The 17,565-nt window shown below is 57.3% G+C and carries 15 protein-coding genes; 3 read left to right on the top strand and 12 right to left on the bottom strand.

The window, feature by feature from the left end:
* Positions 1-296: 296 nt before the first annotated feature.
* The 3 genes from edd (at position 297) to ACSBLW_RS02885 (ending at position 5,583) form a co-directional block, all read left to right on the top strand.
* On the top strand, positions 297-2,102 hold the full coding sequence (gene edd / locus ACSBLW_RS02895; RefSeq protein ID WP_435258741.1) for a phosphogluconate dehydratase: 1,806 nt from the start codon (positions 297-299) through the stop codon (positions 2,100-2,102).
* Positions 2,103-2,221: 119 nt separating this feature from the next.
* Positions 2,222-3,775 carry a hypothetical protein gene (locus ACSBLW_RS02890; RefSeq protein WP_435258740.1) on the top strand — a complete coding sequence of 518 codons (1,554 nt, stop codon included), beginning with the start codon at positions 2,222-2,224 and terminating at the stop codon, positions 3,773-3,775.
* Positions 3,776-3,945: 170 nt separating this feature from the next.
* On the top strand, positions 3,946-5,583 hold the full coding sequence (locus tag ACSBLW_RS02885) for a DEAD/DEAH box helicase (RefSeq protein ID WP_435258739.1): 1,638 nt from the start codon (positions 3,946-3,948) through the stop codon (positions 5,581-5,583).
* A 71-nt stretch (positions 5,584-5,654) separates the two neighbouring features.
* On the opposite strand, the gene ACSBLW_RS02880 is transcribed toward ACSBLW_RS02885, so the two are convergent.
* From ACSBLW_RS02880 to nuoH, 12 genes are all read right to left on the bottom strand, one after another.
* Complete coding sequence (locus tag ACSBLW_RS02880; protein WP_435258738.1) at positions 5,655-7,334, bottom strand: ribonuclease J; 1,680 nt, start codon at positions 7,332-7,334, stop codon at positions 5,655-5,657.
* Complete coding sequence (locus tag ACSBLW_RS02875) at positions 7,331-8,104, bottom strand: type III pantothenate kinase (RefSeq protein ID WP_435258737.1); 774 nt, start codon at positions 8,102-8,104, stop codon at positions 7,331-7,333. The genes ACSBLW_RS02880 and ACSBLW_RS02875 overlap by 4 nt, the downstream gene beginning before the upstream one ends.
* Positions 8,105-8,140: 36 nt before the next feature.
* Entirely contained in the window at positions 8,141-8,896 is a 756-nt protein-coding gene (locus ACSBLW_RS02870; RefSeq protein WP_435258736.1) for a biotin--[acetyl-CoA-carboxylase] ligase, read from the bottom strand.
* Positions 8,896-10,335 carry an NADH-quinone oxidoreductase subunit NuoN gene (gene nuoN / locus ACSBLW_RS02865; RefSeq protein ID WP_435258735.1) on the bottom strand — a complete coding sequence of 480 codons (1,440 nt, stop codon included), beginning with the start codon at positions 10,333-10,335 and terminating at the stop codon, positions 8,896-8,898. The genes ACSBLW_RS02870 and nuoN overlap by 1 nt, the downstream gene beginning before the upstream one ends.
* A gap of 11 nt (positions 10,336-10,346) precedes the next feature.
* Positions 10,347-11,885, bottom strand: a complete 1,539-nt coding sequence (locus ACSBLW_RS02860) for an NADH-quinone oxidoreductase subunit M (protein WP_435258734.1) — start codon at positions 11,883-11,885, stop codon at positions 10,347-10,349.
* Between the two features lie 18 nt (positions 11,886-11,903).
* Positions 11,904-14,084, bottom strand: coding sequence for an NADH-quinone oxidoreductase subunit L (gene nuoL, locus ACSBLW_RS02855; protein ID WP_435258733.1), 2,181 nt, complete (start codon positions 14,082-14,084; stop codon positions 11,904-11,906).
* 6 nt (positions 14,085-14,090) lie between these two features.
* Positions 14,091-14,396 carry an NADH-quinone oxidoreductase subunit NuoK gene (nuoK, locus tag ACSBLW_RS02850; protein WP_435258732.1) on the bottom strand — a complete coding sequence of 102 codons (306 nt, stop codon included), beginning with the start codon at positions 14,394-14,396 and terminating at the stop codon, positions 14,091-14,093.
* 64 nt (positions 14,397-14,460) lie between these two features.
* Entirely contained in the window at positions 14,461-14,988 is a 528-nt protein-coding gene (locus tag ACSBLW_RS02845; protein WP_435258731.1) for a hypothetical protein, read from the bottom strand.
* Between the two features lie 3 nt (positions 14,989-14,991).
* Positions 14,992-15,603, bottom strand: coding sequence for an NADH-quinone oxidoreductase subunit J (locus ACSBLW_RS02840; RefSeq protein ID WP_435258730.1), 612 nt, complete (start codon positions 15,601-15,603; stop codon positions 14,992-14,994).
* A complete protein-coding gene (locus tag ACSBLW_RS02835) occupies positions 15,600-16,013 on the bottom strand; it encodes a carboxymuconolactone decarboxylase family protein (RefSeq protein ID WP_435258729.1) in 414 nt (137 codons plus the stop codon). Before ACSBLW_RS02835 ends, ACSBLW_RS02840 begins: the two co-directional genes overlap by 4 nt.
* Before the next feature lie 7 nt (positions 16,014-16,020).
* The gene (gene nuoI, locus ACSBLW_RS02830; protein WP_435258728.1) at positions 16,021-16,515 is read right to left on the bottom strand and encodes an NADH-quinone oxidoreductase subunit NuoI; all 495 of its coding nucleotides are present in this window, start codon (positions 16,513-16,515) and stop codon (positions 16,021-16,023) included.
* 8 nt (positions 16,516-16,523) lie between these two features.
* Entirely contained in the window at positions 16,524-17,561 is a 1,038-nt protein-coding gene (gene nuoH, locus ACSBLW_RS02825) for an NADH-quinone oxidoreductase subunit NuoH (protein ID WP_435258727.1), read from the bottom strand.
* Positions 17,562-17,565 lie beyond the last annotated feature (4 nt).

Raw genomic sequence — 17,565 nt, 5'->3', positions numbered from 1 at the left:
GCCTAGCCCACCGGTTGGCCGAACTGTGGACTACACGTTTCAATGGGGGGGCTTTCACATGCATGTCCTAAGAACCGCCTCTCAAGATGTGACGAAAGCGATGACTTCCCCACCAGATCTACTATCATGAGAAAAGGATTGCGCTGGTAACCTTCGTCGGCCTGACAAGATCGGACGTATTCCGAAGATCGGTTAAATATGAATTGCACCTTGTTAGCGCTAACAACCCATGTTAAACGCTGCGCGTGACTTTCATCCGCGCAGATTAAGGCCGCGGGCAGACTTACGAGGACGACATGACCCTTCATCCGATGCTTGAACGTGTAACCGATCGCATTCGGGAACGGAGCCTCAAAAGCCGGTCGACGTACCTTTCGCGGATGCGCGATGCCGTTAACAAAGGCCCTGCACGCAGCCATCTTTCTTGTGGAAATCAGGCCCACGCCTATGCTGCAATGGCGACGGACAAAGCGGAACTGACAGCCGGCCGCGCGCCGAATATCGGGATTGTCACGGCCTACAACGATATGTTGTCTGCGCACCAACCCTATGAGCGTTATCCAGATCTGATCCGCGACGCCGCACGCAAGAATGGCGCAACGGCACAGGTCGCCGGAGGTGTTCCAGCCATGTGTGACGGCGTCACCCAAGGCCAGCCTGGCATGGAGCTCTCGCTTTTCTCTCGGGATGTTATTGCGTTGGCGGCTGGGGTTGCGCTGAGCCACAACACGTTCGACTCTGCGCTTTATCTTGGCGTTTGCGACAAGATCGTTCCCGGCCTTATCATGGCGGCTGCCACCTTCGGCCATATTCCGTCGGTGTTCGTTCCTGCAGGTCCGATGCCGTCGGGCATCCCGAACGACGAAAAATCAAAGGTTCGGAACGCATTCGCCGAAGGCAAGGCCAGCCGCGAAGAGCTTATGGCGGCCGAGATGGCGAGCTATCATGGCCCCGGCACTTGCACCTTCTACGGCACAGCCAACACCAACCAGATGCTGATGGAGTTTATGGGGCTCCATCTTCCGGGTGCCAGCTTTGTCAATCCCGGCTCTCCTTTGCGTGACGCGCTGACCGTTGCGGCGGTGGAACGCGCAGCCCAGATCACAGCCCTTGGCAATGATTTCCGCCCGGTTGGCGATATTTTGGATGAACGCGCCTATGTAAACGGGATCGTTGGACTTATGGCGACCGGCGGGTCGACCAACCTAGTTCTCCATCTGCCTGCAATGGCCCGCGCTTCGGGTGTTCTGTTGGATCTAGAGGACTTTGCGGATCTTTCAGACACCGTTCCGCTCATGGCGAAAGTTTACCCAAATGGGCTTGCCGATGTGAACCACTTCCACGCGGCTGGCGGCCTGCAGTTCTTGATCAACCAACTTCTGGATGCCGGTCTTTTGCACGAGGACGCCAAGACCGTCACAGGCGACGGGATCGGCTCTTATCGCAACGAAGCCCAGCTTGATGACGGCAAGCTGACGTGGAAACCCGGTCCGACCCAATCCCTGAACGACAAGATCGTTCGGCCTGCGTCAGCCCCGTTTGCGCCGCAAGGTGGGCTCAAGCAGTTGTCAGGCAATCTTGGTCGAGGTGTTATCAAGATTTCGGCCGTCGCCCCAGAGCGCCATATCATAGAAGCCCCTGCCCGAGTCTTCCACAGCCAAGAAGCCGTAAAGCAGGCCTTCAAGGCAGGCGAATTCACCACGGATACGGTCGTCGTTGTGCGCTTTCAGGGGCCTTCGGCGAACGGTATGCCCGAGTTGCATTCCCTTACGCCGATGCTTTCCGTGTTGCAGGATCGCGGCCTAAAAGTGGCTTTGGTCACAGACGGGCGCATGTCAGGCGCAAGTGGCAAGGTTCCCGCAGCCATTCATGTGGCGCCCGAGGCCGCAAAGGGTGGCCCGCTGGCAAGGTTGCGCGACGGTGACATTGTCAGGTTGGATGCCACCCTGGGAACGCTTTCGGTTCTTGCGTCCGATTTCGAAAGCCGCAGCCCAGCCGAAGCAGACCTGTCGGCCAACGGGTTCGGCATAGGGCGTGAGCTTTTTGAAAACTTCCGCAAACATGTTGGATCGGCAGACAGCGGCGCGTCCGTTCTGGTCTGACATACAGCAGTTGCCCTAGGGCAACATCGACAGGTCACATGTTGCTGCAGTCGTAGACGAAAGTTTACAGAATTTGGCGAGTCCAGCAGACTCGCCAAAAAAGTATAATCGAGCAGACCATGACCGAAGCAGAGCGCCTTTGTCGCGCTGAAGGATTGTCCTTCAGCGAAATCTTTCGGTACCAGTACCTGCTATCCCGAACCCCAGTGAAGGTTGACGGGATGCGCCATATGCGGTTTCAGCGCTTCCATCTTTATGTCGGAAATGCGCTACCAGTTACCGAACTGTTCGATTGCGAAGGAACGCCAATCGGCATCCTGCTTGGCGTTGCCGTCGCTGCCGAAGGCCCCTTGTTAGAAAAGCATTTCATTCCTGAACTATCGGCTCGCGAAGATGACTGCATCGACCTGTTCGAGACATGGCTGATCGACCTTGCGGGGCGGTATACATTATTGCTGGACATGGCGGACGAGCAGCGCGTGTACTGCGACCCCGTTGGCATGAATGGGGTCGTCTATAATCTACAGACCCGCCGTGTCGCGGCTTCGCCGCTTCTTTGCATTGATCGTGAGATAAAGCCAAATCCTCTCTACGACCTTGACCTGATGCGGACGGAAGGCGGCCGCTTTACTTTGTTCACGACGATTGACGAAGATGTCACGCGGATGAACCCGAACTTCTATCTTGATCTCGATAATTTTTGCGAAACACGCCATTGGCCGCGCGACGAGGCCTTTGATCATCGCCCATCCAACTATGGCAGGGCTGTAGATGACATCATCGCTCGCACCCGTCGCAACATCGGGGCCTTTGCGAAAACGCACACCTGTTCCATGCCAATCTCTGCCGGTCGTGACAGCCGCCTACTCCTTGCAATGGCGGGCGAGCATCGCAATGAGATCAGCCAGTTCTTTACCCACATCACAAATCCCGGCACACGGCGCGATGCCTTGGTCGCAAGCGACATCGCCGCTCAGCAGGGCATCGAGCATGAAGTGCACATGCGAAGCCCCATGAAGCGGCCCCGCGACCAAATGCGTGCAGCCAAAAACCAGCGCGCCTACGAAATCGCTGCCGGCGTCGTGACCTCTGCCCCGAACGAAATGCTGCTGGGAGCGCAGACACAGATCAGGCGCGACGCAATCGTATTGCGTGGCCATCAAACTGATCTCTTGCGCGCGGTTTACGTTCCTTGGACTGACAAGACCAAATGGAAAGACTTCAACTGGCAAATGCGAAAGTTGTTTCCGGTCCCTCCTCAACTCTTTACTCAGGACGTGGCGAGCCGTTTTTTGCCGAAGTTCACCAGTTGGCTGCAAACCCTGCCCCGCAATGCCCGGTCCAAACAACCGGATTTCATGTTCCTTGAGGTTTTCTATTCGGCCAGCCTTGGGACTGTATTCCCAGCCAACTGGCACTGTTTTTATCTTTCCCCCTTCAATTCCCGTAGGCTAATAGCGCTATCCTTGGGATTTGACGACGCTTATCGCTTTGCTGGCCGCGTGGTGGACGATTTGCTTTTTCGGATCGACCCCAACCTCGCGGCCTTTCCCTTTGCGTTGGAGTGGGAGCCCGAGTCAGACGAACATCCGAAAGCCATTGAGAGGATGCAATCGACGCAACTGCGACACACGCAGTTATTCGGAAACTCTTCAGAAAAGAAAACCGCTTGAGGTTAGGCTGTTCTTTTCGCAGGGAATGACCCAAAACACCCTGTTTACTTGACGCTTCCCAGCTTTTCCGCTATCGCGCGTGCGGCCCCTATCGGGACCAACGACGCGGGACGCCCGGAAGATTGCGTCCCTAAAACCCTCGCAGGCCGATCCTGCCGTTTAGGACGCATATGACAAAGTTCACCGATCTCGCGCTTGACCCGCGCGTACTTAAGGCCATCGCCGACGCCGGCTATGAAAACCCCACCCCAATTCAGGCTCAGGCCATCCCACATGCGCTGGAAGGCCGCGATGTTCTGGGGATTGCGCAAACTGGCACCGGCAAGACGGCCAGCTTCACACTTCCGATGATCACAAGGCTTAGCAAGGGACGCGCCCGAGCTCGTATGCCACGCAGCCTTGTTCTGGCGCCGACGCGGGAACTGGCGGCTCAGGTGGCCGAGAACTTTGACGTTTATGCAAAGCACACGAAGCTGACCAAGGCCCTGCTGATTGGCGGCGTTGCCTTTGGCGAGCAAGACAAGCTCATCGACCGCGGCGTTGACGTCCTGATCGCCACCCCCGGCCGTCTTCTGGACCATTTCGAGCGCGGCAAGCTGTTGCTGCAAGGCGTTGAAATCATGGTCGTCGACGAAGCCGACCGTATGCTTGATATGGGCTTTATCCCCGATATCGAGCGCATCTTCCAATTGACACCGTTTACCCGTCAAACGCTGTTCTTCTCGGCCACCATGGCACCCGAAATCGAGCGGATCACCAACACGTTCCTGTCGAATCCGGCGAAGGTCGAGGTCGCTCGCCAGAATTCGACCTCGGCCACGATTGAACAGCAGTTGATACAGTTCCAACCCAGCCGCAAGGACCGCAGCTTTACCGAAAAGCGCGCAGTGCTTCGCAGCCTTATCAAGCAAGAAGGCGAATCCTGCACCAACGCCATCATCTTCTGCAATCGCAAGATGGATGTGGACGTCGTCGCGAAGTCACTGAAATCGCATGGTTTCAATGCTGCGGCCATTCACGGCGACCTGGATCAGTCTCAGCGGATGAAGACGCTGGATGCGTTCCGCGACGGAAGCTTGCACCTTTTGGTTGCCTCCGATGTTGCTGCACGCGGGCTCGACATTCCTGCGGTCAGCCATGTTTTCAACTTTGACGTGCCCAGCCACCCCGAAGATTACGTCCACCGCATTGGCCGCACGGGTCGCGCAGGCCGTCAGGGCAAGGCATATACAATCGCCGTCCCCGCCGATGAAAAATATCTGACTGCCATCCAGAGCTTGGTCAAACTAGAGATTCCAAAAGGTATCGTGCCGGAAGGCGCGCTGGAGAGCTTGTCAGAGCGGAGTGAAAAAGGACGATCTGATCGTCGAGAGGGAACCGAGTCAAAGCGTGGCGAGCGCCGTCAGCGCGGTCGCGACAAGGATCGCGATCGCAAACCAAAGCGCGATGAATCCCTGCCCCCTGCCAGCATGGAACCGATTGATGTCGTCGCGGCATCGGAGGATCTGGTGGTAGACGTTCCAGAAGCACAATCGGCATCCCCCCGCCGCGAAGATCGCAGATCGGATCGCAGGGATGAACGCCGCGATGACCGGCAGGATGACCGCAAACAAGACGACAGGCGGCAGGAACGCCGCGATGACAGGCGTGACGACCGGCGCGACCGCCGGGATACACCTGTGATTGGCATGGGCGACCATGTTCCCGATTTCATTCTTCGCAGCTTCAAGATCGCAGCACCGTCCACCGGCGCTGACGATATTTCTGAGGCCGACGCCGAAGTGGATACCGTCGCATCCGAAGGCTAAATGCCAGCGAATGCATTGAAAAAGGCCCCGTCATTGACGGGGCCTTTTTCTTTTGGGGTCGGGCTGAGATTCTATTCCGTCTGCAACCGGCTGACCACTATGGTCACCTCCGGCTTCTTCCCAATTTCTTCAACCGTCACCTGACGCACAACGCGGCGCAGGTTTTCTTCCAGCTTTTCATCATCCCGAAGCACCTTCGCACCCGCTTGCTCCAGATACTCGGTAAGATCTGCCTCAAGCGTGTCGGCCAAGAGACGTTCGCCCCGGCCCACCGTGGGCAAACCGGAAATCTCGACCCAGGCATCGCCCAGCGGTTCATCCTGTTCATCGAGCAGCACGGTCACCATCACATGGCCATTCAGCGCCATCCGAATACGATCACGAACGACGCCGTCCAATGCGCCGATCAGCGCGGTTCCATCAAGATAGATCCGACCCGTTTCGATGTATTCGGCAACCTGCGGTTCTTCGCCCGTCAGGTCGATCATCATCCCGTTCGTTGCAATCTCGGCCGCGATACCCGCCTCGGTGGCGATTTTGACGTGCTCTCGCAGATGGCGATGTTCACCATGCATGGGGATCAGCATGTCAGGCAACAACAGGCGATGCACATGCTCTAGATCAGGCCGATTGGCATGACCCGAGACGTGATAAAGCCCGCCTGTATCGTCGACCACATCCACGCCCATTTCGGAAAAGGCGTTCATAATCTTCAGGACATCGCGTTCATTGCCAGGAATGGTTTTGGACGAAAACAGGAAGGTATCGCCTGCCTTCATCTCCAGCCCCAAATACTTCCCCCGGCTCAATTGTGCCGAAGCCGCGCGCCGTTCCCCCTGACTGCCGGTCACCAGCAGCATCAAATTGCCACGTGGGATCTCCAGCGCTTCTTCTGGTGAAACCGTGCGAGGAAAGTTGGTCAGAACACCCGCCTCTTCCGAGGCCGACAGCATCCGCCGCATGGAGCGCCCGAGAACACAGATCGAGCGATCAGCCGCGCGTGCGGCCTCTGCAAGCGTCTTCAGACGCGCCACGTTAGAGCCAAAGGTTGTTGCAACAACCATTCCCCCCTTCGACTTGATCAGGTCGCGAATTGGGTCTTTGAGGGTACTTTCCGAACGGCCGGGATGGGTCGAAAACACATTTGTGGAATCGCACATCAGTGCCTTGATCGGCTGCTCCTCCACAATGCTTCGGATCAGGTCATCGTCCCACGGCTCACCAACAACAGGCGCAGGGTCGATCTTGAAGTCCGCCGAATGGAACAGTCGACCCACTGGCGTGTCGATTACCAACGCGCTCGATTCCGGAATAGAATGGCTGACAGGAACAAACCCTACTTCGAATGGTCCGGCCTTCACCTTTGCGGGCCAAGGTTCAACCGTCGTCAGAGCGTCCAGCGGAAGACCGCTTTCATCCATCTTTAACCGCCCCACTATCGCGGTAAAGCGGCGAGCGTAGACCTTCTTCTTCAACTTGGGCCACAACAGACCAAGCGCGCCAATGTGGTCTTCGTGTGCGTGGGTGATGAAGATGGCTTCGACCTGGTCTACCCGCTCTTCCAACCACGAAATATCGGCCATGATCAGGTCAACACCAGGAGAGCTGTCCATATCGGGGAATGTCACCCCGAGATCCACGACGATAAGGCGCTCTTTGCCTTCCGGGCCATAACCATAAACATAGCAGTTCATGCCGATCTCACCCGCGCCGCCAAGGGGGAGGTAGATCAGACGCTGTTTCACGCTCATGCGATTTCCTTGTTGTAGTCGTTGATCAAGACCAGACCATGCATGGTCAGATCATCTTCGATCGAATGAAATAGATCGGTGCCCTGCGCGAACAAGGAGGCAAGCCCCCCTGTCGCGATGACCTTGCAGGGACGCTCGCGCTCTTTGCGGACCTCCCGGACGATTCCCTCTACAAGACCAACATAACCCCAGTAGACGCCAGATTGCATACAGGCGACCGTATTCGTACCAATTGCTTTTGCCGGTTTCGCCACGTCAATATGCGGCAAAGCTGCCGCCGCCATATGCAGCGCCTCAAGGCTCAGGTTCACACCCGGCGCGATGACACCACCAACATAGGCACCGTCGCTGTCAACGACATCAAAGGTCGTAGCGGTTCCGAAGTCCACGACGATCAGGTCGCCGCCATGCCTGTTATGAGCGCCAACAGTATTCACCAAGCGATCCGGCCCCACGGTTGTACCTTGGTCAACACGGGGAGGCACTGGCAAAGCACATTCCGGCTTGCCCACCACCAACGGCCTGCAGTCAAAGTACCGATTGCAGAGCACCCGCAGATTAAAGACAACGCGCGGAACGGTCGAACTAATGATGGCTTCCGTAATTTCGGCTTCCGTCTTCGTCACGGCCATCAGCGATGAAAGCCAGACAAAGTACTCATCCGCCGTGCGCTTGTGATCCGAAGCGCAGCGCCATGTCGCGATGAACTTCTTGCCGTCCCAAATTGAGAAGACGGTGTTGGTATTGCCGCAATCAATGGCAAGAAGCATAGGCTCGCCCTCACAACGGGAACAAGGTCAGAGGGATCAAAAGAACACCTCTGCCGCCGGAATAGCAAGTGTTGTCATGCCCATACGCAACACCAGATTGCCCTCGGCATCGACTGTCTCAAATATCCCCTCTCGGGTATCATTTCCCGTCCTGGCAATGATCTTTTCGCCAAGACGCGCTGCATGGGATAGCCAAGCCGCCCGAAGCGGTAAGAAACCTTCTGTTACAAAAAGGTTCTCCCAGTGGGAATAGGCAGGTGCCAATGCATCTAGGAATGCCTCGGGAGACACGCGGCACCCTGTTTCGGATAGAACCGAGACTGGCGGCACGGCCGAACCCTCAATCAGAACGGGATCGGGATGTGCGATCAGATTGACTCCAATCCCAATCGCCAGGGCCTGAATACCCTGCCCCGCACCATGGCTTTCCAGAAGAATGCCAGCAACTTTTCCGCCGTTCATCAATACGTCATTGGGCCATTTCAGACCAAGTCCCGCACCGGTGCCCGTCACAGTCGCTAATGCGTCACGCAACGCCAAAGCCGCAGCAAAAGATCGCAAGGCAACCACCTGAGGCGCTTCACTTGGCTGCAAGACCAGCGTCCCGTAGAAATTTCCACGCGGGCTAGACCAAGCCCGGGCACGCCGGCCCCGACCTGCGGTTTGTTCGCCTGCCAGAATCCAGCAGGGCCCCGACAGATGCGGGGCCCGGCGGAATGCCTCAGCATTTGTTGAATCGACCGAGGAGAGAAGGACACGCCCTACCCCCTCAGGCCATTGTGCATTGCCCATCAGTGCAGCAAGGATTCTGCGGCAACTGCAGCGGCAGGCTCGATGCCAAACAGGTTGACGACGCCCAGAACCATAATCGCTGCTACGGCGACCATAAGCACCCATTGGACCGGAACCATGTTGCTGTCAGCAGGCTCCTGCTCTTTTCCGAAGTACATGAAGAACACGATGCGCAGGTAGTAGAACGCACCGATGACCGAGGCGACGGCACCAGCAATGGCAAGCCATGTCATATTGGCGTCAACCGCCGCCTTCAGAACATAGAACTTACCGAAAAAGCCGACCATCGGCGGGACACCCGCCAAGCTGAACATCAGAACCAGTACGGCAAACGCCTTCAACGGCTCTTTTTTGGAAAACATGTTCAGGCTTTGGATGTCGGTAACCGGGCGGCCGTCGCGCTCCATCGACAGGATGAAGGCAAAGGTGCCGACGTTCATCGTGACGTAGATCGCCATGTAAACGAGCATCGCCTGCACACCCTGCGCCGTTCCCGAAGCAAGGCCAACCAAGGCATAGCCCATATGTGCGATCGAAGAATAGGCCATCAGGCGCTTGATGTCGCGCTGACCAATGGCGGCAATCGCGCCAAGGAACATCGACACCACAGCCAGAGCAGCCAGAACTTGCCCCCACTGGCCGGGAATACCGCCAAAACCGTCATGGACCAGCCGGGCAATCAGACCTATTGCTGCAACTTTAGGGGCCGTTGCGAAGAAGGCCGTCACCGGTGTCGGCGAGCCCTCATAAACATCTGGCGTCCACATGTGGAATGGTGCTGCGGAGACCTTGAAGGCAAGGGCTGCAAGCATGAACACCATGCCGATCATCAGACCCAATGGAAGTTCCTCGCCATGCCCAATGGAGGAAAGGATACCAGTGAACTGGGTGGTGCCCGCGAACCCATAGGTCAAGGATGCGCCATACAGGAACAACCCTGACGAAAGCGCACCCAGCACAAAATACTTCAGACCAGCTTCCGATGACTTGACGCTATCACGACGCATGGCGGCCACGACGTAAAGGGACAGCGACTGAAGCTCCAGCCCCATGTAAAGGGACATCAGATCGCCCGCCGAAACCATCATCATCATGCCAACCGAGGCCAACGAAACAAGGATCGGGAATTCAAAGCGAAGCAATCCGCGACGCTGCATGTAATCTTGCGCCATCATCATGACGGCGGCAGCTGAAACAAGGATGGTCACCTTTGCGAACCGGGCAAACGGATCATCAACGAACATGCCGCCAAAGGCAGCCCGCTCACCGGTGCCGCCAAAGCCAATGAACAGCGCCAAAGCAAGGAACAAGCCCGAAGTGGCCCAGACCAGCATCGGGGCAACCTTGTCCTTGCTGGTGTATACGCCGAACATCAGCGCTGCCATGGCGTAAATCGCCAGCACCAGTTCCGGCAGGACGGTATTGAAATCTGCGGTCATGGATGCAGTCCTCAGTGCTGTGCCACTTGCGTCCCGTCAACAACGGGAAGCGCGGCATGGTAGTCGGTGACAAGGGCGCTGACGCTGGGGCCGATGATGTCGGTCACCAGTGAAGGATAAACGCCCAAAAGCAAGGTCATGGCGATCAGCGGGGCGAAGATCGCCTTTTCACGACGGGTCATGTCTGTGATCGAGCGAAGGGCTTCCTTCACCAGTTCCCCCATGACTACGCGGCGATACAGCCACAACGCATAGGCGGCCGAGAGGATCACACCGGTTGTCGCGACAGCGGCAACCCAGGTGTTGACCTGGAAAATACCCATAAGCGTCAGGAATTCGCCGATGAAACCCGAGGTTCCCGGAAGGCCCACGTTCGCCATGGTGAAGAACATGAAGACAAGCGCATAGGCCGGCATCCGGTTCACCAGACCGCCATAGGCGTCGATGTCGCGGGTGTGCATCCGGTCATAAATCACGCCAACGCACAGGAACAGCGCGCCCGAGATGAAGCCGTGCGACAGCATCTGGAAGATCGCACCGTCGATGCCCTGTTGATTGGCGGCAAAGATCCCCATCGTCACATAGCCCATATGGGCCACCGATGAATAGGCGATCAGCTTTTTCATATCCTGCTGGGCCAAAGCGACCAGAGACGTGTAGACGATGGCAATCGCCGACATCCAGAACACCAACGGTGCCAGAAGGTCCGAGGCAACCGGGAACATCGGCAGCGAGAAGCGCAGGAACCCGTAACCGCCCATCTTCAGAAGGATCGCAGCCAGAACCACCGAGCCGGCTGTCGGCGCCTGAACGTGTGCGTCCGGCAGCCAAGTATGAACCGGCCACATCGGCATCTTCACCGCGAATGAAGCAAAGAACGCAAGCCACAGCAGCGTCTGCATGCCGCCAACAATCTGGAAGCCCATCAGGCTAAAGGTTTCGGACCCAAAGCTGTGGTTCAGAAGCGACGGAATATCCGTGGTGCCTGCATCCATATACATCGCGATCATCGCGACCAGCATCAGCACCGAGCCGAGGAAGGTGTAGAGGAAGAACTTGAACGCCGCGTAGATGCGCTCTTTTCCGCCCCAGATGCCGATGATCAGGAACATCGGGATCAGACCTGCTTCGAAGAACAGGTAGAAGAGCACCAGATCCAACGCACAGAACACACCCAGCATCAGGGTTTCAAGCATCAGGAACGCGATCATGTATTCTTTGACGCGGTGTTCAACATCCCAGCAGGCCGCGATGGTGAGCGGCATGAGGAAGGTTGTCAGCATCACGAACAGAACCGAAATCCCGTCAACGCCCATCTTGTACTTCAGGCCAAGGATCCAGTCGTACTCTTCGACAAACTGGAAATCCGTGTTGGCCGGATCAAAGCCCACAAGGACAAAGATCGACACAAGGAAGGTCGCAACGGTAGCCAGCAAGGCCAGCCATTTCGCGTTTTTCTGGGCGGCGGCATCTTCGCCCCGCAGGAACAGCGCCATGATGGCGGCGGCAACTGCCGGGATGAAGGTGATGATGGAAAGAAGATTGTCCATGGTCTTTATCCTGCCCCCTTAGTGGCTGCCGCCGGAAAGCGTCATCCAAGTGACAAGGACAACGATCCCGATCACCATGGCGAAGGCATAGTGGAACACATAGCCGGACTGCGCCCGACCGGCGAGGCGCGTCAGCATGGGGACGATTCCCATGGCCACGCCGTTGATTGATCCGTCGATGACAGCCCCGTCGCCCTTCTTCCACAGGAAGTTTCCAAGCCACTTGGCCGGGCGGACGAAGATCCAATCGTAGAGCTCGTCAAAGTACCACTTGTTCAGAAGGAACAGGTACAGCGGGCGCTGTGCCTCGGCCAGACGACGCGGCAGAGACGGGTCCTTGATGTAGAACAGCCAAGACACCGCAAAGCCGATCAGCATGGCAATGAAAGGCGATACTTTCACCCATGTCGGCACGTTATGCGCCTCGTGGATCACGTGGTTATCAGGCCCCATGTAAATTGCACCTTTCGGATCAACCGCAGCTGCATGAGCTTCGCCCTCAGCCGGGGCAGCAGCCTCGGCATGCGCAGCTTCACCCTCGGCAGGTGCCGCCGGTTCGGCATGGGCAGCCTCACCTTCCGCCGGGGCCGGGGCCGCATGCCCCTCGGCAGCGGCTTCACCATGTGCTTCCTGCACGGCTTCCATGCCAAACCAGTTGCGCACCTTGGCCTCGTCGCCAAAGAACACATTGTACCAGATCATCCCCGAGAACACGGCACCAAGAGCCAGCACTCCCAGCGGGATCAACATGACCATCGGGCTTTCATGCGGCTCGTGGTGGTGATCGTCATGACCATGGCCATGACCGTGATCATCATGCCCAACCGTCCCGGCGCGGTTTTCGCCGTAGAAGGTCAGGAACATCAGACGCCATGAATAGAAGCTGGTGAAGCAGGCGGCAACAACCAGAAGCCAGAAGGCATAATGCGATCCGACATAGGCGCTTTCGATCACAGCGTCCTTTGACAGGAACCCAGCGAAGCCGAAATGCGTCAGCGGAATACCCACGCCGGTAATGGCCAGCGTGCCGATCATCATCGCGGCAAAAGTCAGCGGGATCTTCTTACGCAGGCCACCATAGTTGCGCATGTCCTGCTCGTGATGGGTCGCATGGATCACCGAACCGGCGCCGAGGAACAGCATCGCCTTGAAGAAAGCATGCGTGAACAAGTGGAACATGGCGACCGAATAGACGCCCACACCGGCAGCCACAAACATGTAGCCAAGCTGCGAACAGGTCGAATAGGCGATCACGCGCTTGATGTCGTTCTGGACCAGACCCACGGTCGCGGCAAAGAAGGCGGTCGTCGCCCCCAGAACGGTGATGAAAGCAGTAGCCGAAGGCGCATATTCGTAAAGCGGCGACATCCGGCAGACAAGGAAGACGCCTGCGGTCACCATGGTTGCCGCGTGGATCAGCGCCGAAACCGGTGTCGGACCTTCCATCGCATCTGGCAGCCAAGTGTGCAGGATCAACTGAGCCGATTTCCCCATCGCGCCGATAAACAGCAGCACGCCGATCAGGTTTGCTGCGTTCCATTCGCCCCAAAGGAACGAAAGGTTTGTCTCGGCCAAGGCCGGAGCAGCGGCAAACACATCATCGAACCGGATGCTGTCGGTCAGGTAGAACAGGGCAAAGATGCCAAGGGCAAAACCAAAGTCACCCACACGGTTGACAACAAAAGCCTTGATTGCGGCGGCGTTCGCCGACGGCTTCTTATAGTAAAAGCCGATCAGCAGGTACGAGGCCACACCCACGCCTTCCCAGCCAAAGAACATCTGTACCAGGTTATCCGAGGTGACCAGCGTCAACATGGCAAAGGTGAAGAACGACAAATAGGCAAAGAACCGGGCGCGGTAATGTTCGTGATGACCCCAGTTATCGTCATGGGCCATATAGCCAAACGAATAAAGGTGAACCAAGGCCGAGACCGAGTTCACGACGACCAGCATGATCGCGGTCAGACGGTCCACGCGGATCGCCCACTCTGTATCCAGACTGCCCGACTGAACCCAAGTCAACAGGTGAATATGTTCGGTAACGCCATCATGGGTCAGGAAGATGATCCATGACAGGAAAGCCGCCAAAAACACCATCGAGGTGGTGATGATCTGGCCGGCACGCTCGCCGATGATCCGCCAGCCAAAGCCGCAGATGATGGACCCGATCAGGGGTGCAAGAAGGATGATCGTTGCCATGATCTCTTAGCCTTTCATCACGTTGACGTCTTCGACGTCGATCGTTCCGCGGTTGCGGAAGAACACTACGAGGATCGCAAGGCCGATGGCGGCTTCGGCCGCTGCAACGGTCAGGATGAACATGGTGAAGACCTGCCCCACCAGATCGCCCAGATAGCTGGAGAAGGCGACCATATTGATGTTCACCGCCAGCAGCATCAGTTCGATCGACATCAGAATGACGATCACGTTCTTCCGGTTCAGGAAGATGCCGAAAATGCCGATGACGAACAAAGCCGCCGCGACCGTCAGGTAATGTTCAAGTCCAACCATCTCTCGTTCCCTCGTAGGCGACTTTCGCGCCCGATTTATTTTCATACGGCCCAAGGGCCGGAAGTCATGCCCCGGGCTTAAGTCCCGGATAGAAACTCTTGCAAGCGCAAGTCAGCCCCAAAAGCTTGCCCTGAACCTTGATGCGGTCGCTGCTCCGCAGGTCCAGAACATCATTAAACCCAGCTTGCCGTGCGGCAGCTTCGGCACGGTCCAAGACATCCGTACCCCCGCCAGTAACCGCGGCCTCAACCTTTGCAACCATGCGCTCCAGCTTGGACGGTGGGGCCTCATAGCCATCCAGAGACCAAGTATAAGTCCCAAGCACTTTCGCCCGCCCAGTAGCACAATCGGTGACAATCATGCTGGTCTCACCAAAGCAACCATTGCCCTCAAACGCCGACTGGATCACCAATCCATTTCCAAGGTCTCGCGCCTGCCCCAACCCTACGGTGTCAATCTCTGACACTTGGTAAGAAAGCTCGCAGTTTTCCCCGCGCTGAGGCACATCCGACGGCGTGCTGACAGCCGGGGAGCAGGCCAAAGCTGGCCCCCCGATCACCGTCAGCAGCAGAAGGGATGTGCGCAGGAACATGGATTACAGCCCCTGCCCCGGCTTGACGTCTTTCAGTTCCATCGCCTTGGCCGGGTCGCGCCACATCTGCTGCAGCACGTTCTGGCGCTTGATGTCCTTGCGGTGACGCAGGGTCAGCAGGATCGCGCCAATCATGGCAACCAGCAAGATCAGACCCGACAGTTGGAACAACAGCAGGTACTTGTCATAAAGGATCAGACCCAAGGCTGCGGTATTCTCGATCTCGGCCCCCGGCGCCACGGCCTGACGCAGGCCCAAGGCACCTTCAGCCTGAACCCAAGCCCCAACCCCAAGCGCCAGCTGCATGATCAGGACGACACCAATCAACAGGCCAAGCGGCATGTATTTCGCCATTTCGCCCTTCAACTCGGCAAAGTCGATGTCCAGCATCATCACGACGAAGAGGAACAGAACCGCCACCGCGCCGACATAGACGATGATCAACAGCATCGCGACGAATTCCGCCCCGAGAAGGACGAACAACCCCGCCGATGACAGGAAGGTCAGGATCAGCCAAAGCACCGAATGCACCGGGTTGCGGCTTATGACGACCATAAGCCCCGCCGCCACCGTGACGATGGCAAAGGCATAAAAGGCGATGTCTGCGACGGTCATACGTCTTTCTCCTCAGAAGTCTCTGCAAAGACGGACTGGGCGATTTCCAGCGCCTTCTGCATGGCGGGCATCCCGCCGAACATGCTCATCTGCCAGATCACTTCCGCAATCTCGCGTTGGGTGGCTCCGGCCTCTAGCGCGTGGCGCACCGCCAATTTCAACTGTGGCTCGGCCTGTGCGCCCAAAACGGTCAGCGCCGCAATGGTCACGAACAGCCGTGTCTTGGCATCCAGACCTTCGCGGTTGAAGGTCTTGCCGAACCACATCTCCATCATGTCCTTCGACATGGTGGGGAACATCTTGTCAAAGCCCGCGACCTTCATCTGCTCCAAAGCAGGATTGAACGCCCGCAACATCTCTTGCGAGCTTTCCATCATCTGTTGGATCATCTTGGTATAGGCTTCGGTCATATCGCTCTCACCGGTAAGGGGCGTCAGCTTCAAGATTGCGGGCGATTTCGGCTTCCCAACGCTCGCCGTTCGAAAGCAGCTTTTCCTTGTTGTAGAAAAGCTCTTCACGGGTTTCGGTCGAGAATTCGAAATTCGGTCCCTCAACGATAGCATCGACAGGGCAGGCTTCCTGGCAGAAGCCGCAATAGATGCACTTGGTCATGTCGATGTCATAGCGCGTCGTGCGGCGGCTGCCGTCTTCGCGAGGCTCGGCGTCGATAGTGATGGCCTGAGCCGGGCAAACGGCCTCGCAAAGTTTGCACGCGATGCAGCGCTCTTCGCCATTCGGGTAACGGCGCAGCGCGTGCTCACCGCGGAAACGAGGCGACAGCGGCCCCTTTTCATGCGGGTAGTTCAGCGTGGCCTTGGGGGCGAAGAAGTACTTCATGCCAAGGGCAAAGCCCTTGATGAAGTCTTGAAGAAGGAAATAGCGCGTCGCGCGGGTCCAGTCGATGTTGGCCATGTTAAGCCTCAGCCTCCAATCGTCCAGCGGGCCCAGAAGCCGCCGAGAACTTCGAATTTCGCAAGGAACGCAATCACCACGACCCAAGCCAACGACAGCGGCAGGAAGACCTTCCAGCCGATACGCATCAGTTGGTCATAGCGATAGCGGGGGACGATGGCCTTCACCATCGCGAAGAGGAAGAAGAAGAAGGCCATCTTGATGATCATCCACCACCAACCATCGGGCAGGAAGGGGAACGGTGACAGCCAGCCGCCGAAGAACAGAATGCTCATCAGCGCGCACATCAGGTAAATGGCGATATATTCGCCAGCCATGAACAGCAGGAACGGGGTCGACGAGTATTCGACGAAGAAACCAGCAACCAGTTCCGATTCCGCTTCGGGAAGGTCAAAGGGCGGGCGGTTGGTTTCGGCCAAGGCTGACACGAAGAACAGTACCACCATCGGCAAATGCGGCAGCCAGTACCAGTTGAACAGGCCCCAGTCGCCATCCTGCGCCATCACGATGTTCGACAGGTTCATGGACCCGGTCGAGATGATGATGCCGATGATGATCAGACCCAACGAAACTTCGTAAGAAATCATCTGCGCGGCAGACCGCAGCGAGCCAAGGAAAGGGTACTTCGAGTTTGAAGCCCACCCGCCCATGATCACGCCGTAAACTTCCAGTGAAGACATGGCAAAAACGAAAAGGATCGCCACATTGATATTGGAAAGCACCCAGCCATCATCAAAGGGGATCACAGCCCAGGCCATCATCGCCAGAACGAAAGACAACATAGGAGCAAGGAAGAAGACCGGGCGGTCGGCGCCTGCCGGGATCACGATTTCCTTGAAGACGTATTTCGCAGCGTCGGCCACGGTCTGCAACAGACCCCATGGACCGACGACGTTCGGCCCGCGCCGCATCTGGACGGCTGCCCAGATCTTGCGGTCACCATAGACGAGGAAGAGCATCGAGATCATCACGAAGCCCACCACCAGAAGGGTCTGTGCGATCAAAAGGACCGCAGTACCCATGGGTGTCGCCAGAAATTCCGTCATCGTC

It is taken from the genome of Thioclava sp. FR2, from assembly GCF_051200875.1.
In the GTDB taxonomy this organism is placed as follows: domain Bacteria; phylum Pseudomonadota; class Alphaproteobacteria; order Rhodobacterales; family Rhodobacteraceae; genus Pseudotabrizicola.
This window is presented reverse-complemented; position numbering and strand designations above follow the sequence as displayed.